Below are 18,016 nucleotides of genomic sequence, written 5' to 3'. Positions count from 1 at the left end.
TTATCTCATGACTGAACACGTAAAAAGCTACTATGCGGCCACGGCCAACACACATCAGCCCTATCCGCAACTGAATGAATCTATCGAGTGCGACGTCTGCGTGATCGGCGGCGGCTATACCGGCCTCTCCTCCGCGCTGTTTCTGGTGGAAGCCGGCTATAACGTGGTGGTGCTGGAAGCGGCGCGCATCGGTTTCGGCGCCAGCGGCCGCAACGGCGGCCAGTTGGTCAACTCTTACAGCCGCGACATCGATGTGATTGAAGAGCGCTACGGCGCGGAAAGCGCCCGCCTGCTTGGCAGCATGATGTTTGAAGGCGCGGAGATCATCCGCAGCCGCATCAGCCGCTACGCCATCGACTGCGACTACCGCCCCGGCGGCATCTTCGCCGCGCTGAACAACAAGCAGTTCCATGCGCTGATCGAGCAGAAACGCAACTGGGAACGCTATGGCAATACCCAGCTCGAGCTGCTCGATGCGGATCGGGTACGCCAGGAAGTTGCCAGCGATCGCTACGTCGGCGCGCTGCTCGATCACAGCGGCGGCCACATCCATCCGCTCAACCTGGCGCTGGGCGAGGCCGAGGCGATTCGCCTGCAGGGCGGGCGCATCTTCGAACAATCGGCGGTGACGAACATCCGCCACGGCGAACCGGCGCTCATCAGCACCGCCAACGGCCAGGTGAAGGCGCGTTTCGTCATCGTCGCCGGCAACGCCTATCTGGGCGACAAGCTGGAGCCGCGGCTGGCCAAGCGCAGCATGCCGTGCGGCACCCAGGTGGTGACCACCGAGCCGCTGGCGCCGGAGATCGCGCAGGCGCTGATCCCAAAGAACTACTGTGTGGAAGACTGTAACTACCTGCTGGATTACTACCGCATCACCGCCGATCATCGCCTGCTGTACGGCGGCGGCGTGGTGTACGGCGCGCGCGATCCGGACGACATCGACAACCTGATCAGGCCAAAATTGCTGAAGACCTTCCCGCAGCTGAAAGGGGTGCGTATCGACTATCGCTGGACCGGCAACTTCCTGCTGACGCTGTCGCGCATGCCGCAGTTCGGCCGGCTGGAGAATAACGTGTACTACATGCAGGGCTACAGCGGCCACGGCGTGACCTGCACCCATCTGGCGGGCAAGCTGATCGCCGAGTTGATGCGCGGCGACGCCGAACGCTTCGACGCCTTCGCCAAGCTGCCGCACCTGCCGTTCTTCGGCGGGCGCAATCTGCAGATCCCGTTCACCGCCATCGGCGCGGCCTACTACACGCTGCGCGACCGCATCGGCGTCTAAAACAGCAGGCCCGGTCATCCTGACCGGGCCTGTGCGTTAACGCTTAAACGATCTTCGGTTGGCCGTCCGAGGCGGTCGCCCCGCCATCGACCGGGATGTTGGCGCCATTGATAAAGCTGGCGTCGTCGCTGGCCAGGAACGCCATCACCGCCGCCACTTCTTCCGGCTCCGCCGCGCGCCCCAGCGCGATGCGCTCATTGAACTTGTCGCGGATCTCCTGCGGCCAACCGTTGGTCATGTTGGTTTTCACCAGGCTCGGGCAGACCGAGTTGATGCGCACGCCGTCACCGCCGTGGTCCAGCGCCATGGCGCGCGTCAGGTTGACTACCGCGCCTTTTGCCGCACAGTAATAGGCCGCGCCCCAGTCGCCGCCCAGGCCGGACACCGACGCGGTATTGACGATGCAACCCTTGGTCTTTAGCAGGTGCGGCAAGGCGAATTTGGAACAGAACACCACGCCGTCGATATCGACCCCGGCGATGCGGCGCCAGTCGGCGACGCTGGTTTCCAGCACGCTGCCCGCCACGTGTACGCCGGCATTGTTCAGCAGGACGTCGATGCGGCCCAGTTTTTCCGCCACCTCGTTCATCATTTTCTCAACCGCGACGTGATCGGACACGTCGATATGTACCGCCATCGCCCGGCCTTTCGGCAGCGAAGCGGCAACCTTATCTACCGCCTCTTTGGCCCAGTCGGCCAGCACCACGATGGCGCCCTCGGCGGAGAACCGCCGCGCCGCCGCTTCCCCCATGCCGTTGCCCGCACCGGTGATAACCACGACTTTATTGTCAAAACGCATGAGACCTCCTCCATGTGAACGTATTTATATAAGTCATACAAATCTCATTACCCCGAGGATAAGGCGCCCCTCCCCTGAGAGCCAGTCAAAACGTGCGGTTTATTAACCAAAAGGAGGTATGTCAGTGATTTCAATGCGCTGGATTAACCTTTATCGGATTTTGGCCAACATATTGATGGATAAAATAAAATTACGGTGAGTCACTATTTGCCTGGCGGATTGTCAGCGGGCGAGACTATTGCAGGTGTGCGGTTATAGCCGCACAGAGATAAACGATGTGAATGAAAAACGGCAGCCGCCCGCAGGCGGCCGCGACTATTTCTTCTCGATGGGAACAACCAGCAGATCGACGTTCAGTTCATTGATCGCCTGGCGCGCCGCAGAGACCAGCCGGCTCCAGACGTCGTGATGGTGGCCGAAGATCACCAGGTCGAACCCTTTCTCCTTCGCCACCCGGTTCAGCTCTTCCGTCAACGCGCCGCGGCTGACGATCACCTCTTCGACCGGGTAGGACGACTGCCCTTTGATCGCATTGAGCATATTCTTCACCCGCTCCGAAAAGGTGCGATCGGTGTAGTTGTAATCGCCCACGCCCAGATCGACGTAATAACCGGCGCGGTGGATGTCGATATAGATCAGGGAAAGTTTAGCCTTGAGCGCGGCGGCCAGTCTGGCGCCTTTGCCCAGCAGGAACTCGGCGTCTTCGCTGAGATCCGTGGCGACAACGATATGCCGGTAAGCCATGATGGCGGCCCTCCTCGTCAACTCCGTAATCCGTAAACAGGATGGCGCTCCTTGCCGCATGTTTCTCATGCATCTTAAGTTTAGCCCAGCGCGGGTTCGCTCGCCTTCCGCACCGTCGTTCCATCTGTGGAACGATGCATCCCGCCTGCACGGTCTACCGGATTTTTCGCCCCTCCCTACACTGTAGGCAAGTGCTGAGTTTCAGCCTTATCAATCAAAGAAGATACCCACTGACCTCACGACGAGAAAAGGAAAACACCATGAGCACTCCAGCCAACTTCAACGGCCAGCGTCCTGTTATTGATGCCAATGACGCAGTCATGCTCCTGATCGACCACCAGAGCGGCCTGTTCCAAACCGTCGCCGACATGCCGATGACCGAACTGCGCGCCCGCGCCGCTGCCCTGGCCAGCATCGCCACCCTCAGCAAACTGCCGGTGATCACCACCGCCTCGGTGCCGCAGGGCCCGAACGGCCCGCTGATCCCGGAAATTCACCAAAATGCGCCGCACGCGCAATACGTCGCCCGCAAAGGGGAAATCAACGCCTGGGACAACCCGGACTTCGTGGCGGCGGTCAAAGCCACCGGCCGCAAAACCTTGATCATCGCCGGCACCATCACCAGCGTCTGCATGGCCTTCCCGTCCATCAGCGCGGTGGCCGAAGGCTATAAAGTATTCGCGGTGATCGACGCCTCCGGCACCTACTCGAAAATGGCGCAGGAAATCACCCTGGCGCGCGTGGTGCAGGCCGGCGTAGTGCCGATCGACACCGCCGGCGTGGCCTCCGAGCTGCAGGGCAGTTGGAACCGCGCCGACGCTCAGCAGTGGGCCGAGGTCTACACCAAAATCTTCCCGGCCTATCAGCTGCTGATCGAGAGCTACCTCAAGGCGCAGGACGTGGTGAAAAACAACGAACGGCTGGACTCGCAGCGTTAAGATCGCGGGCACAAAAAACCCCGGCCAGGGCCGGGGCTATTAATCATGTGCCGGTGACTTTCCCGGCTGTCATGTTATGGCGTAAGCGTCCATCCAACACTCCAACATTACGCAGCCTAAGCGCGACTTTTTCACAACAGGAAAACAGACTGGAAAGCGGCATTATTATTTATGCGAAAATCTGTTTTTCTGTTGCCAATAATAATTAATTATTGGAACGTCATCGAGGAATCGAACCCCAGTCCGCCAACGAATATTTCGCTGCCGCTCTTCCTGCTGAGCTAATGACGTATCGATAAAGACTCCGGGCGAACCCGGAGTTTATTCAGGCTGAGGATTTCATTGCTTAACTGCTCCGGCTTAAACCATCATCGCTGTCGTAAGAAATTGCACCTCGGCCGAAAATTATAACGCGACCACGTTGCCGGCAGAAGGCCCCTTCATGCCATTTTCGATAGTGAACTCAACCTGTTGGCCTTCGTCCAGCGTTTTGAAATCGTTGCTCTGGATAGCGGAGAAGTGTACGAACACGTCTTTGCCGCCGTCTGCCGGGGTGATAAAGCCGAAGCCTTTACCTGCATCAAACCATTTTACCAAACCCGTCATTTTAGTAGACATAGAGATATTTCCTTTCTATTTTTGCGACGCCATACGGCGATAGAGGTCTGTTTTTATTGGAAACTTATGGGGCACTAGAGAAGAAAATTCGCGGAAGAAGAGGTATCCGAGGGATATCGCTAATACTGAGAACTGCTTTACTAAAACTGCTTTCATAAGGTCTGTACTACAAACCGATGACGCTATTTACACACGGCTGAGTTATTTAAGCAAGCAATATTTAAATTTATATTCATAAACCGCGTAAACATATTTCCCCCAGGCACCGTGGAAAACGGGCCTGGGGCAATTTATTAGCCGATAACCGCAATCCCCAGCCGCTCCAGCAGCAGCGCGGCCTGGTGGCTGTCCATTTTGACACCCTGCAGATCGGTGGTACGCAAATCCAATTCGCCCAGTTCCGCGTTGCTCAAATCGCACTGGGTGACGTCGGCGGCGCGCCAGTCGAATCCGGAGAACTCGCCGCCGGACAGATCGGAACCGCTGAAGCTGGCGCCGAGCACCTGTGCGCCGTGCCAGCGGTTTTCCCACAGCTCGCATTTCTCCAGCACCACCTTGGCGAAGTTGGCGTAGCTCAGATTGCTTTTGGTGATATAGGCGCTGCAAAACCAGGTGCGGCTGGTGATCATGTTCATAAAGCTGGCGCCGCGAAAATCGGCGCCCTGCGCGCGGCACTCGCGGATCTCCAGCCCCAGGGCGCTGGCGTGGCGGAAGTCGGCCATCGACAAATCGCAGCTTCTGAAGCTGGCGTCTTTCAGTATCGCGCGGCTGAAATTGCCGCCCTGTCGGCTGTCGCGATCGTAAAACTGGCAGCCGATAAACTCGGTGCCGGTCAGATCGGCGCCCGAAAAATCGCACAGCATAAAGCTGCCGTTTTCAATCTTCTCGCCGGTAAAGCGGTTACGGTCGATCTTTTCACCCTTCAACATCAGACTCATCGCAGCGCACCTGTTTATTTATACAGTCAGTGCGGCATTTAATCCTATTCCGGCCGGGTTGGCAACCGTCGCCGATCGGCGGGCCTCCGCTCTAACGCCACCCTGACGATGCTGAACGTCCTGGTTCTCTCCGCCTGAGAGACGTCGGCAAACAAACGGGGGTAACGGGAGTTGACGACCCACACCTCGCCATCGCACAGCGCGGCTCCAGTCGGCCCATCCAATTCCGGCGGCGTGGCGACCGCCGTGATATACGCGCTGGCCCAGCCGTCGTTCGAGGAGAGCAGCGTTACATCGCCGGACATGCTCCCCTTTGCCCCCGGAAAAGACTGTACGATCACCAATTCATGGGCGTTTTTGAGCCGCAGCCCGTCCGGCCCTTTCAGCCGCTGCGGTAGCCTGATTTCACTTATCGCAGGCGCGCTATCCAGCGTCACCTTCCACAACAGCCCGCGGGTGTAGTCCGCCGCAATCAGATAGCCATCCGGGTGATACACGATGCCGTTGAGATAAGGCTGCGTGCCCTGCGCAGCGGCGGGAACCTCGGCCGGCATCAAACGCGCTGAGCGCACCAGAATCGACACCTGGCGCGTTGCCCGGTCGATCTTGTAAATCTGCGGCTGGAAGCTGTCGGTCACGTAGATATTGCCCTGCGCGTCGAGCGCCAGATCGTTGGCCAGCGTCGGCCCACGGCTTAACGATGAGAGATCGTACGTCTGCTGCAGCGCGCCGGTATCGAGATTGAACTCCAGCACCTGCGCCACGCGATTGCGCGTACCGGGCACAGAGCTGAGGGAGACCCCCACGTCTTCGTTGCACACCAGCACCCGATTACGCTCGGCGTCCACCAGCATGCCGGAGGTAGTGATGAGCCCCTTACCGATGGAAAACCGCCGATAGCGGCCATCCGGGTAGACCAGGCCAAGCTGCCCACCGCGCAGGGAGGAGACCAGGAACGCACCGGCGCGCGGGTTCCAGGCGATACCCTCTGGATAAGCGCCGGCGGCATCCGGCGAGAATTCGATACGTTGCACGGCCTGCGCCTGCATGACGCCGCTGAGAAGCAGCGCGACGCCGGCCAACCGGGTGACGCGCAGGTGGCGCTGTAATAAGAAAGAAAAGAGGCTGAAGCGGAACATGAGCATGACCCTGATAAGGATTCGGATCGCTAGAGTAGGGTCGCGTCGCTCACGGCACCAGCCGGGAAAAAGGCAATGCGCCACTAAAAAAATCGCAGTAATCAGCGCAAAAAAAAACCGCCCGGTGCGGGCGGTTGAGGTGACGGCGAACCGTTACTTCAGGGCTTCCTGAATGGCGTCGGCCATCGGGCCGATGTGCTTTTCCGCCGCCTTCAGCTGGAAGTCTACGCCGTTGCCGTCGTTGGTATCCGACAGCGTGGCCTTGATCAATTCCAGCGCCGCCTGCACCGCCACCAGCCGTTTGTGCTGTTCGTCCGTGACCGGTTCGGCGCCCATATTGGCCGGATAATAGTGTTCTAACATCGCGATCTCCTTTTGATGACGTTAAGCTCTAACCTACCAGAAAACCGCGCATTTACTAAGGAAACCGGGCCCTGCGCGGCCGAGTGGCGATAAATTGCACTATACTGGGCAAACACCCCTCCTGCTACAGGATCATCGCCATGTCATTCCAGGGAAGCTGCCACTGCGGCGCCGTCACCTTCTCCGTGGACGCCGAACTGCCCACCGAAGCCCTCAGCTGCAACTGTTCCATCTGCCGCCGCAAAGGGCTGCTGCTGTCTTTCTTCCCTATCAGCGCCTTCACGCTCAACAGCGGCCAGGACCAGCTCAGCACCTACACCTTCAATCACCACAAGATCCGCCATCAGTTCTGCCGAGTCTGCGGTGCCCAACCCTTCGCCTACGGCACTGCGCCGGACGGCGCCGCGATGTGCGCCGTCAACCTGCGCTGCGTGCCTGACGTTGCGCTCGATGCATTGCAGATCCACAGTTACGACGGCGCCAGCGTCTGAGATCCCGCGTTTTCAGCGGTAGACGGAGAATTTCTTGGTCAGCGGCTTAAGCTGTTCGGCGTCGCCGTAGAGCGCCACCGCCACGAAATCCAGCTGTTCGTAAGGGGTGTTGGCGGTGTCGGCGATCTGCTGTTCGGCGGAGTGTGACAGCATGGTGGTGGTGAAGAAGTTGGACAACACGCCCTCTTCCTTGCACTTCAGAATCAGGTTGCTGAGCTGGCTGCTGTTCTTGGCCTGCAGGATCACGATCGGATAGTGGCTCATATTGGCGCTGACGCCGTCGAGGCTGCTCGGATAGTGGTGAAACTCGCGCTGCTCGATCAGATCGGTGATACCCGCCGTCAGATGGCAGGAAGCGTTAAACAGCGTGGCCGGTTCGTGATTGCGGTTGAGGATGATATAAAATTTTTTCTCGTTGTCGCTGTACATGCTCTTCTCCTTGAATAGGCAGCCAGTTTTACCCAACCGGCGCACGGTTTCAAGGCGCGATAAGGGGCCGCGTCCGGCCCCCGTGATAACGCTGCCGACTCAGACGGCGCCTTCACCCGGGCCGAGCGGCTGCGCCACCTGATGCAGCACGGTGATGTTCTGCAAAAGCGTGCCGCCGTCGATCGGCTTCATCTGGCCGTCGCGATCTTTATAGTGCGTCGGCTTGGCGCCGTGGAAGAACAGCCCGGCGTTGACCTGCACGCCCAGATAGCCTGCGCTGGCCGGCAGGCGCTGCACGTCGGTCCAGGGGTTGGAAACCGGCACGTACTGGAAGCCCTCGCCCGTCCTGGCGTACAGCGGGCGCAGCAGCGTGACAAAGGCCATCATCGGCGACAGTGCCTCTTTAAAGATCTGTACCGGGCGATCGACCGTCATCAGGAAACCCTGCGGCTGCTCCTCAACCGTGTCGAGGCTCAGGCTGCTGCTGATATCATCACCCCGGCCGCCATAGCTCCATTCAATGGCCGGCGCTCCACTCTCGTTCATCATCTCTGACATACACTGCTCCTTATAAAATGAATACCACACGCCTGCTGCGTGCCGGAACAGTAAACCGCTGAAGGGAGGCGAGCGTCCACGCCGGGCGGCACGCTGGCGAACCAAACAACGAAGGCGCGCAATCCATAAAGCTCGAAATGAATAATTTCTCCGCGTGATAGCGCAGCATTTGAACGACCACAGCCGTTGCAAGAGCACATAGTGATGGCGTTACCGCCACTGGAGAGTGTTATGACCGCGATTAAACCGGACGCCATCGACCGCGTTCTTCCCGCCACCACACCCTGGTTAGCCGTCGTCAACGTGCTGTTCGCCGGCATCGCCGCGGCGCTGCACGTGGGCAAGGCCACCATCGCGCTGCCGGCGCTGCAGGCCGAGTTCGGCCGTTCACTGGAGGCGCTGAGCTGGGTGATTTCGGCCTTTCCTTTCGTCGGGGTGTTCGGCGGCATCGCCGCCGGGCTGCTGGTGCGTCGCTGGGGCGATCGGCGCCTGCTGGCGCTTGGGCTGCTGATCATCAGCACCGCCAGCTTTACCGGTGCCACGCTGCACGACTTCGGCGGGTTGATCGTCAGCCGCTTTGTCGAAGGCCTCGGCTTCGTGATCGTGGTGGTCGCCTCGCCGGCGGTGCTGAATCGCCTCGTCGCCCCGGCGCAGCGCAGCCTGGTGTTCGGCATCTGGAGCACCTTCATGCCGGCGGGCATCGCCATTTCGCTGTTTTTCGGCCCTCATCTCGCCGACTGGCAACAAAGTTGGCAGGCCGGTGCGGCGCTGACGCTGCTAGCTGCCCTGCTGCTGCCGCTGACCACCCCCCGACGCACCGCCGAGGCGCACGTTCCGCCGTTACAGCTGCGGCAAGCGCTGGGCGCGATGCTACGGGCGCGCCGGCCGCTGTTGCTGGCGCTGATGTTCACCACTTACAACCTGCAGTTTTTCTCGGTGATGACCTTCCTGCCGATCTTCCTGATGCAACGCATCGGCCTGTCGTTGGCGGCCGCCGGCGGCATCAGCGCGGCGGCGGTGGCGGCGAACATCATCGGCAACCTCGCCGCCGGGCTCTTGCTGTCGCGCGGTCTGCGGGCCGGTAGCCTGCTCGCGGCCACCAGCCTGATCATAGGCATCTTCGGCATCGGCATTTTCCTGCCGATGACGCCCAACGGCCTGCTGATCCCGCTGTGTTTCCTGTTCTGCGCCATCGCCGGCATGCTGCCCGCCACCATTCTGGCCGCCACGCCGGCGGCGACGCCGGAACCGACGCTGCTGCCGCTGAGCCTGGGGCTGGTGATGCAGGGGAACTATCTCGGCCAGGTGATCGGCCCGGTCGCGCTGAGCGCCATCGTGGCCGCGGCCGGTTGGGCGGCCCCGGCATGGCTGGTGCTGGCGGCGGCGGTGTCAGGGGCGCTGTTGGCGCTGGCGGCTAATCTTCCGTCAGAAAATCGATGAATTTCCGCACTTTAAGCGGAACATAACGCGCATAGGGATAAAGCAGAATGAAGGGGCGTGAGGCGCCGGCGTAATCTTTCAGCACCTCCACCAGCGCCCCGCTTCTCAGCTCTTGTTCGACGCTAAAACGATAAACCTGCATCAACCCGGCACCATTTTTCACCAGCGTCAGCGTGGCGAGATAATCTTCCTGGCAGAGCCAACGCCCGCGGGTTTCCACTTTGCTATTTTCGCCCTGCACGTTAAAGGCCCAGGTGGTTTTCCTGCCGGTGCTGGGAAACGCATACTGAATGCAGTCGTGCTGGGCCAAATCCGCCGGCGTAAGCGGCGCAGGATGGCGCTGCAAATAGCCCGGTGACGCCACGACGATGAGTTCGGCCTCCTCCAATCGCCGCGATACCAGGCCAGAATCGTTCAGTTCGCTGCCACGAATGGCAACGTCGAATTTATCTTCGGAAAAGTCGATATTTTGATTACTGACGTGCAGATTCAGCGTGAGTTCGGGATAGCGCTGCGCAAACTCGGGCAGGCGCGGCAACAACCTAAAATGTGCGTATAGCGTCGGTACGCTGATGCTGAGCGTGCCGACCGGTTTCTGCCGCTCGCCGGAAATTTTCGCTTCGGCCTCGATCAGTTGGCTCAGCGCCCTGCGACACTCCAGGTAATAACTTTGGCCGGCATCCGTGACGCGCATCTGGCGCGTCGTGCGGATAAACAGCTTCGCCTGCAACCGCGCCTCCAGGCGCGCGACGGAACGGCTGACCGCCGCAGGCGTTATCCCGGCGGCATTGGCCGCGGCGGTGAAACTGCCGGTCTCGACGGTCAGGCAAAACAGCTCGATGCTGCCCACTTGGACATCGTCAAAATGACGTTGCATATCTATCCCTGCCAATTCATTACATAAAGTATAAATTAAAGTTCTTTCCCCCTCATTTTTCAATTCAAAGGTATGGATTACCGTTCACCCAGGCTAAATCACAGCCCTGTCGAGGAGGGGACATGAACAAGGTAAAAACGGTCATTGTAACGGGGGCATCGAGCGGATTGGGCTTTGCCATTGCGCAAGCCTATCTGACACGCGGTTATCAGGTTGTCGCAAACGCCCGTTCGCTTGAACGGCTGCAAACGGCGGCGGACCAACTCGGCCATCAGGCCAATCTGCTGCTGGTGCCGGGAGACATTGCGCTGCCGGAAACCGCCGAACGGTTGTTCAGCATGGCGACACAAAGGTTTGGCCGGGTGGATATTCTCATCAATAACGCCGGCATATTTATCGCCAAGCCGATCGCCGACTATTCGCCGGAGGATGTCGAGGCCATGGTGGCAACCAACCTGAAAGGCTTCTTCTACCCAGCGCAGGCCGCCGCGCGGCATATGCAACAATTCGGCGGTGGCCATATCGTCGCCATCACCGCGTCGATCGCCATGCAGCCCAACAGTAAAGTGCCCGCCTTGCTGCCGGTGCTGATCAAAGGCGGCCTGAATCAGGCCGTACGCGAACTGGCGTTGGAGTTGGCGCCGCATAACGTGATGGTCAACGCCGTGGCGCCAGGCATCATCGCCACGCCGATGCACCAGAACGATGAGCAGAACCTGGCGCAGATGCGGCAACTGGCGCCAACCGGCCGCATAGGTCAACCTCAGGATATCGTCGACGCGGTGCTGTACCTGACCGATTCCCATTTTGTCACCGGCACCGCGATCGCGGTGGACGGCGGCGCAACCGCCGGGGTCTGGTGACCCCATGGAGCAATGATATGCCATACATCAACATTAAAGTGACCGATGAAGGCATCAGCGCCGAGCAAAAACGATGGCTGATCGAGGGGGCCACCGCGCTGCTGGAACAGGTGCTGAATAAACCGCGCCACACCACCTTCGTGGTGATTGACGAGGTGCCTACCGACAACTGGGGCGTCGGCGGAGAGAGCGTAACCACCCTGCGCGCCAAAGAACGGCGCGGATAACGGATGATTCATTATGTGAATGTATTGTCGTAGGGTACAGCGGCTAATTATCGTTATCGGGTCTGCATAGCTAGAGCAACCGCGCTATCGCGAAGAATAAGGCCAGTGATGATCAAGGCCCGATAATGACAAGGCGCCGGCCGCGGCAAGATAAACCAGTACGCCGGCGAAAACGATCAGCAGTGCTTTTTCTATAACGGCAAGTCGTTTGTGTTCAGTCATTTGCATACTCCTACGTGATATCGGGCGAACGGCCGCCCTCATCAACACTAGGAAAGCCTGGCGCAGGCGGCAAGCGCGGCTCACAAAATGAAACACAATCGATAAATTTTGTTAATTATTTAGCCCTCTTTCTTTTCTCGCGCCGCCGCCTGTCCACCGTGCGGTGCCCGCCTTGCCCTTAATAACCCTATGGAATACGCCACTAAAAATCCCCTACCGGTTAAGCAAAGGTGATGATAGTGTTGTTTTCATTCAGTTCATCTATGCTGAAAATTCATCTTTTGAGGGACGACTATGATGTCTAAAGGCATTTCCAAAGGATTCTTTATTCTGATCCTGTTTATCGTCACCGCCGCCTTTCTTGACGTGCTGGGGCCTTACTACTCCTCGGTGCTGTGGGCAATTATTCTGGCGGTGATTTTCCATCCGGTGAAAAAGAAGCTGAAGCAGTACGTCGGCGAACGCAACGGCGTGGTGTCGCTGCTGACGGTGGCGCTGATCTGCCTGATCGTGTTCACGCCGTTGGCGATCATCGCCTCGTCGCTGGCGATGGAATTCAACGTGATCTACACCAAGCTGCAGACCAACAACAGCCAATTGCCGACCATGCTGGCGGACTTTATGCGCCACCTGCCCGGCTGGGCGCAGCGCTTCCTGGCGGAACATAACCTCAACAGCGCCGCCGAGATCCAAAAGCAGCTTTCCGAGGTGGCGCTCAAGGGCGGGCAATACCTGGCGGGCAGCGTCTTCCTGATCGGCAAGGGCACCTTCAACTTCGTCGTCGGCTTCGGCGTGATGCTCTACCTGCTGTTCTTCCTGCTGAAAGACGGCCCCTATCTGGTGAACCTGGCGCTCGAAGCGCTGCCGCTCTCCCAGCACGTCAAGCACCACCTGTTCGTGAAGTTCGCCGCCGTCTCCCGCGCCACCGTCAAGGGCACGGTGGTGGTCGCCGTGGTGCAAGGTGCGCTCGGCGGGCTGGCGTTTTACTTTACCGGCATCGACGGCAGCCTGCTGTGGGGCGCGCTGATGGCGTTCCTGTCGATCATCCCGGCCGTGGGCTCCGCCATCATCTGGGTGCCGGCGGTGATCTACTTCTTCGCCACCGGCATGCTGTGGAAAGCCATTTTCCTGGTGGTGTTCTTCGTGGTGGTGATCGGCCTGGTGGACAACATCCTGCGCCCGCTGCTGGTGGGCAAAGACACCAAAATGCCGGACTACCTGATCCTGATTTCCACCCTGGGCGGCATGGAGATCTACGGCATCAACGGCTTCGTCATCGGCCCTTTGATCGCCGCGCTGTTCATCGCTTGCTGGAACATCCTGTCCGGCCGCGACAGCGAGGAGAACATCGAAGAGATCGACGAAGAATTCATCGAGGAAGGCAAAAATCATCCCGACGCGGCGGAGTAACACTCTCGCAGCGAATCACACCGGGGCCCAATTGGGCCCCTTTTTTGTCTGTGGTATCCTTGCCGTGCTTACAAGGAAGAACGGGTTTCGTTATGCTTATTTTTTACGCCACGCTGGCTATCGCCTTCACTCTGCTGTGCCTGATGGCCTTTCTCTATTGCGCTTATCAGCTGTCGAAGCACGGCGACGTCAAGTTTTTGGCCTCGCTTTCCGTGCTGCTCTTCGCGCTGCTGGCCTTCTATGCCGCTTATGGCTACGTCAGCACCTGGCTGCAACAGCAGGCGGTCGATGTCCGGCTGTATTAGCGCGCCGGGATAAAAAAGACCTGCTCCGGATCGCCGTCATCGAGATTGTCAATCTGGCCGCTGGCGACAAACCCGGCGTTCAACAGCAGCCGCTGCATCGGCAGGTTGGAGCGATTGGTGGAGGTGAACAGCTTCGGGTGCCGACAGTGGGACTTCAACGCCGTAATCAGCACCAGCCCGACGCCCCGGCGACGATAGCGCTCGCCAACCACCAGCATCTCGATAAAGCCGCAGCCGAAGAAGTGATAGTGCAGCACGCCGTAGCCCATCACCATGCCCTGTTCCTCGGCAAGATAACAGATGCTCTGCCCGCACCAGGCGCGGATCTGCGCCGCGCGCTGCGGCTCGTATTCGGCGACGCTGTCGAGGGCGATCAGGGCTGCGGCATCGGTTTCAGTGGCAAGACGAACAAACATGTTTACCCCCTCATGCTTATGAGTGACGGCGACACCGCTTCAACGAAACGGCAACCGAAGCGGGATAACTTTTACATCCCCGCCGAATTTTGTAATCCTATTATAGAGTTACTAGAACCCACGCCAAGGAAGGAAAGCATTTCCCGATGAGAATCCCGCAAATCTCCGCCACCCTGCTGTTTACCCTGCTGCTGACGGGCTGCCAGTTCCACAAAACCGTGTTCCCGCCGCCGTATATCGGCACCCCGCAAGAGATCAGCACCTACGAAGTGAAAGGGCTGACGTTCGTCACCACCGTCACCTTCAGCGGCCTGTTCGCCGAAGACCTGGTGCGCGAATACGCACAGAAACATCACTATCGCTACTATGTGGTAACGATGCGCAGCAACGGCTTTAAAGATCGGGCCGAACGCGTGAGCGCGATGATGTATCGGTAGGTATTGGCAACATATACCGTGAAAGAATGCCGAAAAATCCAGGTTCAGCGCAGGAAAACGCGATATGGAACATGGTAAAGCCGCAAAGTCAGAGGCTGCATGAAAGTGCGGCCTCTGACTTCTGTTTAACCCAGTTGCCGCCCTTTAACTTCTACTGTCACTACGGGCGAAATTCCAACGTGATAATTTGGAACGCATTATGGACCTCTGGCGTTGGCGGCTTAGGCAGACGCGCATCGGCAACCGCCTTCATGGCGGCACGGCAAAGATCCGGATCGCCACCTTCAGTTCGAACACCGACTGGCATGCCGTCCGGCGCCAGCGTGATACGCAATGTACAGCGTTGGCCTGAGTAAGTGGCGGCGTCTTTTAAATGGCGTTGAATCTCAGCTTGCACCTGAGTCATGTAATGTAATTTCTCTTTTCCCGGCGCCGGCGTCTTTGGGTCGCCAAGGTTGGCGAAAAGATCATCGACCTCTTTATTCGCCGTATCGTTTTGGCTGGGGGCTGTGTGCTTCGCACACCCGGTTAATGCCAGTGCGAGCATCGCCGCCAATAATGTGGCGGCGCCGGTTTTGTAGCCTGAATGCGTGATTTTCATATCCCTGTCCTTATGGATAATAGTCAGCCGAAATCAACGTGGTATTCCCAGTGCATACTTATACAGAATTAACGCCCAACCACCAGAGACATTGTTAGCATCAAGCATCGGCATGCGGAGTATCGTGAGCCGATGATGACATGAAGCCATAGCGCCCTCACCGGGCAGTACGTCTGCGTATCCTGACCTATCGATAACGTTGTTATCCGAACGATCAATCACCCCATCAATAAATTAAGAAATTCTTAATTTTTTATCGCATTAAAAGCGTTTCAACGCTAACAATCTGGAGATTCTGCCTATACTTACTTTCCTGCTATTAAATTCATTTAAGTAACCAGGATGGTAAGTATGAAAAGTAAACGACTCTTTGCCGCGCTTCTTACTGCGACTACGGTGATGTTCATAGCGGGCTGCGCTTCCAATCAGGCGATCAAAACAACGGATGGCAAGACCATTGTCACCGACGGCAAGCCTCAGGTCGATAAAGATACCGGGTTAGTCTCCTATCGAAATGCAGAAACGGGCAAAACGGAACAGATCAATCGAGACCAGATTGCAAACATGAGTGAGTTGGATAACTAAAAGGAGCTACAAATGAAAAAAACGCTTGTTCTTCCCGCGATCGCCCTGGTTGCCATCGCCGCACTGTCAGGCTGCACACGCACCAGCTACGCCATCCATACCCACGACGGTCGAACGCTCATCAGTGACGGTAAGCCGAAAGAAACCGCTGCCGGGTTGATCGGTTATACCGACGCCAATGGCGTTAAACAGCAAATCAACAAGACGGAAGTCAAAGAGGTTTCAGAGATCCCGCATTAAGGTTCCGATAACCTTAGCCAGCTAAAATCAAGGGGGCCAATGGCTCCCTTTCTACTCAAAAAACCGGCGTACTTGCCTGCATTTAACGATAACGTCGATAAACACCTGACATTTAGCGGCAACGTTCTCAGGTTTGCCATACGGATCTCTCCTTTCCCTGCATCAAGCAGCTATAATCCAAAAAGTGGAGTTTTTTGATAATGATAAGGAGGGAGTATGTATAAAACTATCTTGGTTCCCGTGGATATTACCGAGCCGGAATTAACACAGCAGGTCATCCCGCATGTCAACGCGCTCGCCAGGCTCGAAGACTCCCACGTCCATTTCCTGGCGGTGATACCGTCGCGTGCCACATACGCCGCTTTCGGCTTTGCCGCCACGGCGGCGATAGAAACCAAAGACGAAACCATTGCGTTAGCGACCGAGGGGCTGGCAAAAGCGGCAAAACAATTCAGCGTGCCTGAAGATAGAGTGACCACGCACGTTGCCGTCGGCGATCCTAAAGATCAGATCCTGGAACTCGCCGATGCGCTTAACGCGGAGATTATTGTGATGGGTTCCAACCGCCCTTCTGCGATCACTTACCTCCTCGGTTCCAATGCCACCGCCGTCGTCCGCCACGCCAATTGTCCGGTGCTGGTCGTACGTGAATCGGCTAACGCCGCTCGCTGAGCCTGTCCGATATCTCACTCGCATTTGAACAATAAAAAAACGGGAGCCCTAAGGCTCCCGCTCTCATTCAAGCGCTAAACACACTTACATGTGCTTAACGATAGCGTCGCCAAACTCTGAACATTTCAGCAGTTTAGCGCCTTCCATCAGGCGTTCGAAGTCATAGGTCACTGGACTGACCCCACCCCGGTAGACGATCCTGCCCTCTAGTTGGACTGACCCCACCCCGGTAGACGATCCTGCCCTCTAGTTTGAGCATAGGGGGAGCATATGGGCACACCACGATTTACACCTGAATTTAAGGAAGAAGCCGTCCGTCAGATAACGGAATGCGGTTATTCCGTTGCCGAAGTATCCGAGCGTTTGGGCGTTTCTGGCACAGCCTCTACAAGTGGCTACGGGCTATCAAGCCTGATAACAGCGAACAGCATGCCCGGGATTTACTGGAAGCCAAAAGCGAGATCCTGAAACTTAGGGCGCAGCTAAAACGTACCGAAGAAGAACGGGATATCCTGAAAAAGGCCGCGCGGTACTTTGCAAGGGAGCCCGACTGAAGTACCGCTTTATCAATGAGCACCGCACTGTATGGGGTGTGATGACGATGTGTCGGGTACTGAATGTCGCCCGGGCCGGGTTCTATGCGTGGCTGCACAACCCGGTCTCGGCGCGTGATAAAGATAATCAGCGTCTGCTGACGCTTATCCGCGACTCATATTCACTGAGCGGAGGCGTATACGGTTACCGTCGGGTTCATGGCGATCTGAACGAAATCGGTGAAACCTGCGGCAAAAACCGGGTGGGGCGTATTATGCAACTGAACCGGATCAAAGCCGTACGCGGCTATAAAGCGCCGTGTCGTATCGCTGGCCGACCTTCGGTGGTTGCCCCTAATCGCGTGCAGCGGCAGTTTACCGTTGTCCGGGCCAATCAGGTCTGGGTCACCGATATCACTTATATCCGCACCTGGCAGGGCTGGTTGTATCTGGCAGTGGTTATCGATCTCTTCGCCCGTAACGTGGTCGGCTGGTCGATGAAGCCCTCTCTCTCACGCGAACTGGCGCTGGATGCGCTGATGATGGCCGTCTGGCGTCGAAAACCGGACGGTGAGGTCATCATACATAGCGATCAAGGTAGCCAGTATGGCAGCGACGACTGGCAGCGCTTCTGCCGGGTCAATAACCTGGCTCCGAGTACGAGCCGGCGTGGCAACTGCTGGGATAATGCGGTGGCCGAATCGTTCTTCAGTTCACTGAAAAAAGAACGCATCAGGAAGAGAATATACAAAACCCGGGATCTGGCCCGGGCGGATATCTTCGATTACATTGAGATGTTCTATAACCGGGCCCGGCGTCACAGTCACCTCGGCGACGTCAGTCCGGAGGCCTTTGAAGAGGCCTCGTCGTGAGGACAGAATTT

24 protein-coding genes and 3 pseudogenes are annotated in these 18,016 nt (G+C 57.9%); 13 read left to right on the top strand and 14 right to left on the bottom strand.

Features of this window, described 5'->3' with window-relative positions:
• Positions 1-7 precede the first annotated feature (7 nt).
• On the top strand, positions 8-1,288 hold the full coding sequence (locus tag WCL58_RS13250) for an NAD(P)/FAD-dependent oxidoreductase (protein WP_336851266.1): 1,281 nt from the start codon (positions 8-10) through the stop codon (positions 1,286-1,288).
• Positions 1,289-1,331: 43 nt separating this feature from the next.
• Here the strand turns inward: WCL58_RS13250 and WCL58_RS13245 are convergent, their stop codons facing one another.
• Positions 1,332-2,087 (bottom strand): SDR family NAD(P)-dependent oxidoreductase, encoded by a 756-nt coding sequence (locus WCL58_RS13245; protein WP_308342711.1) that lies wholly within the window; start codon positions 2,085-2,087, stop codon positions 1,332-1,334.
• A 315-nt stretch (positions 2,088-2,402) separates the two neighbouring features.
• Positions 2,403-2,831 (bottom strand): universal stress protein, encoded by a 429-nt coding sequence (locus tag WCL58_RS13240; RefSeq protein ID WP_060440104.1) that lies wholly within the window; start codon positions 2,829-2,831, stop codon positions 2,403-2,405.
• A gap of 260 nt (positions 2,832-3,091) precedes the next feature.
• On the opposite strand from WCL58_RS13240, the gene WCL58_RS13235 reads away from it, so the two are divergent.
• A complete protein-coding gene (locus tag WCL58_RS13235; protein ID WP_038877740.1) occupies positions 3,092-3,769 on the top strand; it encodes an isochorismatase family protein in 678 nt (225 codons plus the stop codon).
• Between the two features lie 213 nt (positions 3,770-3,982).
• Here the strand turns inward: WCL58_RS13235 and WCL58_RS13230 are convergent.
• The 5 genes and pseudogenes from WCL58_RS13230 to WCL58_RS13210 form a co-directional block, all read right to left on the bottom strand.
• Positions 3,983-4,060: pseudogene (locus tag WCL58_RS13230) on the bottom strand.
• 114 nt (positions 4,061-4,174) lie between these two features.
• The gene (gene cspE / locus WCL58_RS13225) at positions 4,175-4,387 is read right to left on the bottom strand and encodes a transcription antiterminator/RNA stability regulator CspE (protein ID WP_048323060.1); all 213 of its coding nucleotides are present in this window, start codon (positions 4,385-4,387) and stop codon (positions 4,175-4,177) included.
• Between the two features lie 293 nt (positions 4,388-4,680).
• Positions 4,681-5,325 (bottom strand): Qnr family pentapeptide repeat protein, encoded by a 645-nt coding sequence (locus WCL58_RS13220; protein ID WP_142109750.1) that lies wholly within the window; start codon positions 5,323-5,325, stop codon positions 4,681-4,683.
• Positions 5,326-5,369: 44 nt separating this feature from the next.
• A complete protein-coding gene (locus tag WCL58_RS13215; RefSeq protein ID WP_336851265.1) occupies positions 5,370-6,464 on the bottom strand; it encodes an SMP-30/gluconolactonase/LRE family protein in 1,095 nt (364 codons plus the stop codon).
• A gap of 153 nt (positions 6,465-6,617) precedes the next feature.
• The gene (locus WCL58_RS13210) at positions 6,618-6,827 is read right to left on the bottom strand and encodes a hypothetical protein (protein WP_004941260.1); all 210 of its coding nucleotides are present in this window, start codon (positions 6,825-6,827) and stop codon (positions 6,618-6,620) included.
• Between the two features lie 140 nt (positions 6,828-6,967).
• Between WCL58_RS13210 and WCL58_RS13205 the strand changes: the two genes are divergently transcribed.
• Positions 6,968-7,318, top strand: coding sequence for a GFA family protein (locus WCL58_RS13205; protein ID WP_049202725.1), 351 nt, complete (start codon positions 6,968-6,970; stop codon positions 7,316-7,318).
• 12 nt (positions 7,319-7,330) lie between these two features.
• Here the strand turns inward: WCL58_RS13205 and WCL58_RS13200 are convergent, their stop codons facing one another.
• Together WCL58_RS13200 and WCL58_RS13195 are read right to left on the bottom strand one after the other, a co-directional pair.
• The gene (locus WCL58_RS13200; protein WP_033638236.1) at positions 7,331-7,747 is read right to left on the bottom strand and encodes a DUF2000 domain-containing protein; all 417 of its coding nucleotides are present in this window, start codon (positions 7,745-7,747) and stop codon (positions 7,331-7,333) included.
• Between the two features lie 99 nt (positions 7,748-7,846).
• Positions 7,847-8,305 (bottom strand): hypothetical protein, encoded by a 459-nt coding sequence (locus WCL58_RS13195; RefSeq protein ID WP_060440108.1) that lies wholly within the window; start codon positions 8,303-8,305, stop codon positions 7,847-7,849.
• A gap of 231 nt (positions 8,306-8,536) precedes the next feature.
• Here WCL58_RS13195 and WCL58_RS13190 point away from each other — a divergent pair, with 231 nt between their 5' ends.
• Positions 8,537-9,745 carry an MFS transporter gene (locus WCL58_RS13190; protein ID WP_336851264.1) on the top strand — a complete coding sequence of 403 codons (1,209 nt, stop codon included), beginning with the start codon at positions 8,537-8,539 and terminating at the stop codon, positions 9,743-9,745.
• Here WCL58_RS13190 and WCL58_RS13185 read toward each other — a convergent pair.
• Complete coding sequence (locus tag WCL58_RS13185) at positions 9,720-10,622, bottom strand: LysR family transcriptional regulator (RefSeq protein ID WP_336851263.1); 903 nt, start codon at positions 10,620-10,622, stop codon at positions 9,720-9,722. The two genes, WCL58_RS13190 and WCL58_RS13185, sit on opposite strands and share 26 nt — an antisense overlap.
• A gap of 122 nt (positions 10,623-10,744) precedes the next feature.
• On the opposite strand from WCL58_RS13185, the gene WCL58_RS13180 reads away from it, so the two are divergent.
• Both WCL58_RS13180 and WCL58_RS13175 read left to right on the top strand, forming a co-directional pair.
• Positions 10,745-11,485: an SDR family NAD(P)-dependent oxidoreductase gene (locus WCL58_RS13180; RefSeq protein WP_336851262.1), complete on the top strand. Its 741-nt coding sequence runs from the start codon at positions 10,745-10,747 to the stop codon at positions 11,483-11,485.
• A gap of 17 nt (positions 11,486-11,502) precedes the next feature.
• Positions 11,503-11,712, top strand: coding sequence for a tautomerase family protein (locus WCL58_RS13175; RefSeq protein ID WP_087763540.1), 210 nt, complete (start codon positions 11,503-11,505; stop codon positions 11,710-11,712).
• Between the two features lie 84 nt (positions 11,713-11,796).
• Here WCL58_RS13175 and WCL58_RS13170 read toward each other — a convergent pair whose 3' ends face one another.
• Positions 11,797-11,934, bottom strand: coding sequence for a hypothetical protein (locus WCL58_RS13170; RefSeq protein ID WP_336851261.1), 138 nt, complete (start codon positions 11,932-11,934; stop codon positions 11,797-11,799).
• Between the two features lie 294 nt (positions 11,935-12,228).
• On the opposite strand from WCL58_RS13170, the gene WCL58_RS13165 reads away from it, so the two are divergent.
• Positions 12,229-13,344, top strand: coding sequence for an AI-2E family transporter (locus tag WCL58_RS13165; protein ID WP_049202735.1), 1,116 nt, complete (start codon positions 12,229-12,231; stop codon positions 13,342-13,344).
• A 92-nt stretch (positions 13,345-13,436) separates the two neighbouring features.
• Positions 13,437-13,649: a hypothetical protein gene (locus tag WCL58_RS13160; RefSeq protein WP_033638232.1), complete on the top strand. Its 213-nt coding sequence runs from the start codon at positions 13,437-13,439 to the stop codon at positions 13,647-13,649.
• Here the strand turns inward: WCL58_RS13160 and WCL58_RS13155 are convergent.
• A complete protein-coding gene (locus WCL58_RS13155) occupies positions 13,646-14,065 on the bottom strand; it encodes a GNAT family N-acetyltransferase (protein ID WP_201965643.1) in 420 nt (139 codons plus the stop codon). The two genes, WCL58_RS13160 and WCL58_RS13155, sit on opposite strands and share 4 nt — an antisense overlap.
• Positions 14,066-14,211: 146 nt before the next feature.
• Here WCL58_RS13155 and WCL58_RS13150 point away from each other — a divergent pair, with 146 nt between their 5' ends.
• Positions 14,212-14,502: a hypothetical protein gene (locus WCL58_RS13150; RefSeq protein ID WP_087763542.1), complete on the top strand. Its 291-nt coding sequence runs from the start codon at positions 14,212-14,214 to the stop codon at positions 14,500-14,502.
• A 160-nt stretch (positions 14,503-14,662) separates the two neighbouring features.
• On the opposite strand, the gene tolA is transcribed toward WCL58_RS13150, so the two are convergent.
• Positions 14,663-15,103 carry a cell envelope integrity protein TolA gene (tolA, locus tag WCL58_RS13145; RefSeq protein ID WP_169318352.1) on the bottom strand — a complete coding sequence of 147 codons (441 nt, stop codon included), beginning with the start codon at positions 15,101-15,103 and terminating at the stop codon, positions 14,663-14,665.
• A gap of 351 nt (positions 15,104-15,454) precedes the next feature.
• On the opposite strand from tolA, the gene WCL58_RS13140 reads away from it, so the two are divergent.
• From WCL58_RS13140 to uspF, 3 genes are all read left to right on the top strand, one after another.
• Complete coding sequence (locus WCL58_RS13140) at positions 15,455-15,688, top strand: YgdI/YgdR family lipoprotein (protein ID WP_038877765.1); 234 nt, start codon at positions 15,455-15,457, stop codon at positions 15,686-15,688.
• A gap of 12 nt (positions 15,689-15,700) precedes the next feature.
• Entirely contained in the window at positions 15,701-15,928 is a 228-nt protein-coding gene (locus tag WCL58_RS13135) for a YgdI/YgdR family lipoprotein (RefSeq protein WP_038877767.1), read from the top strand.
• 216 nt (positions 15,929-16,144) lie between these two features.
• A complete protein-coding gene (gene uspF, locus WCL58_RS13130) occupies positions 16,145-16,600 on the top strand; it encodes a universal stress protein UspF (protein ID WP_060419331.1) in 456 nt (151 codons plus the stop codon).
• Positions 16,601-16,684: 84 nt separating this feature from the next.
• Here uspF and WCL58_RS13125 read toward each other — a convergent pair.
• Positions 16,685-16,771: pseudogene (locus WCL58_RS13125) on the bottom strand (hypothetical protein); the annotation flags it as partial.
• Between the two features lie 99 nt (positions 16,772-16,870).
• On the opposite strand from WCL58_RS13125, the pseudogene WCL58_RS13120 reads away from it, so the two are divergent.
• Positions 16,871-18,005: pseudogene (locus WCL58_RS13120) on the top strand (IS3 family transposase).
• Positions 18,006-18,016 lie beyond the last annotated feature (11 nt).

Source organism: Serratia sp. TMDUHS_CL, assembly GCF_037137105.1.
In the GTDB taxonomy this organism is placed as follows: domain Bacteria; phylum Pseudomonadota; class Gammaproteobacteria; order Enterobacterales; family Enterobacteriaceae; genus Serratia; species Serratia nevei.
The sequence above is the reverse complement of the archived record's forward strand: the minus strand, read 5'-3'. Positions and strand labels throughout refer to the sequence as shown.

Bases quoted from the DNA above. Each gene is read 5' to 3' on its own strand.
- WCL58_RS13250 (WP_336851266.1), top strand. From the start codon at position 8: ATGACTGAACACGTAAAAAGCTACTATGCGGCCACGGCCAACACACAT.
- WCL58_RS13245 (WP_308342711.1), bottom strand. From the start codon at position 2,087: ATGCGTTTTGACAATAAAGTCGTGGTTATCACCGGTGCGGGCAACGGC.
- WCL58_RS13240 (WP_060440104.1), bottom strand. From the start codon at position 2,831: ATGGCTTACCGGCATATCGTTGTCGCCACGGATCTCAGCGAAGACGCC.
- WCL58_RS13235 (WP_038877740.1), top strand. From the start codon at position 3,092: ATGAGCACTCCAGCCAACTTCAACGGCCAGCGTCCTGTTATTGATGCC.
- cspE (WP_048323060.1), bottom strand. From the start codon at position 4,387: ATGTCTACTAAAATGACGGGTTTGGTAAAATGGTTTGATGCAGGTAAA.
- WCL58_RS13220 (WP_142109750.1), bottom strand. From the start codon at position 5,325: ATGAGTCTGATGTTGAAGGGTGAAAAGATCGACCGTAACCGCTTTACC.
- WCL58_RS13215 (WP_336851265.1), bottom strand. From the start codon at position 6,464: ATGTTCCGCTTCAGCCTCTTTTCTTTCTTATTACAGCGCCACCTGCGC.
- WCL58_RS13210 (WP_004941260.1), bottom strand. From the start codon at position 6,827: ATGTTAGAACACTATTATCCGGCCAATATGGGCGCCGAACCGGTCACG.
- WCL58_RS13205 (WP_049202725.1), top strand. From the start codon at position 6,968: ATGTCATTCCAGGGAAGCTGCCACTGCGGCGCCGTCACCTTCTCCGTG.
- WCL58_RS13200 (WP_033638236.1), bottom strand. From the start codon at position 7,747: ATGTACAGCGACAACGAGAAAAAATTTTATATCATCCTCAACCGCAAT.
- WCL58_RS13195 (WP_060440108.1), bottom strand. From the start codon at position 8,305: ATGTCAGAGATGATGAACGAGAGTGGAGCGCCGGCCATTGAATGGAGC.
- WCL58_RS13190 (WP_336851264.1), top strand. From the start codon at position 8,537: ATGACCGCGATTAAACCGGACGCCATCGACCGCGTTCTTCCCGCCACC.
- WCL58_RS13185 (WP_336851263.1), bottom strand. From the start codon at position 10,622: ATGCAACGTCATTTTGACGATGTCCAAGTGGGCAGCATCGAGCTGTTT.
- WCL58_RS13180 (WP_336851262.1), top strand. From the start codon at position 10,745: ATGAACAAGGTAAAAACGGTCATTGTAACGGGGGCATCGAGCGGATTG.
- WCL58_RS13175 (WP_087763540.1), top strand. From the start codon at position 11,503: ATGCCATACATCAACATTAAAGTGACCGATGAAGGCATCAGCGCCGAG.
- WCL58_RS13170 (WP_336851261.1), bottom strand. From the start codon at position 11,934: ATGACTGAACACAAACGACTTGCCGTTATAGAAAAAGCACTGCTGATC.
- WCL58_RS13165 (WP_049202735.1), top strand. From the start codon at position 12,229: ATGATGTCTAAAGGCATTTCCAAAGGATTCTTTATTCTGATCCTGTTT.
- WCL58_RS13160 (WP_033638232.1), top strand. From the start codon at position 13,437: ATGCTTATTTTTTACGCCACGCTGGCTATCGCCTTCACTCTGCTGTGC.
- WCL58_RS13155 (WP_201965643.1), bottom strand. From the start codon at position 14,065: ATGTTTGTTCGTCTTGCCACTGAAACCGATGCCGCAGCCCTGATCGCC.
- WCL58_RS13150 (WP_087763542.1), top strand. From the start codon at position 14,212: ATGAGAATCCCGCAAATCTCCGCCACCCTGCTGTTTACCCTGCTGCTG.
- tolA (WP_169318352.1), bottom strand. From the start codon at position 15,103: ATGAAAATCACGCATTCAGGCTACAAAACCGGCGCCGCCACATTATTG.
- WCL58_RS13140 (WP_038877765.1), top strand. From the start codon at position 15,455: ATGAAAAGTAAACGACTCTTTGCCGCGCTTCTTACTGCGACTACGGTG.
- WCL58_RS13135 (WP_038877767.1), top strand. From the start codon at position 15,701: ATGAAAAAAACGCTTGTTCTTCCCGCGATCGCCCTGGTTGCCATCGCC.
- uspF (WP_060419331.1), top strand. From the start codon at position 16,145: ATGTATAAAACTATCTTGGTTCCCGTGGATATTACCGAGCCGGAATTA.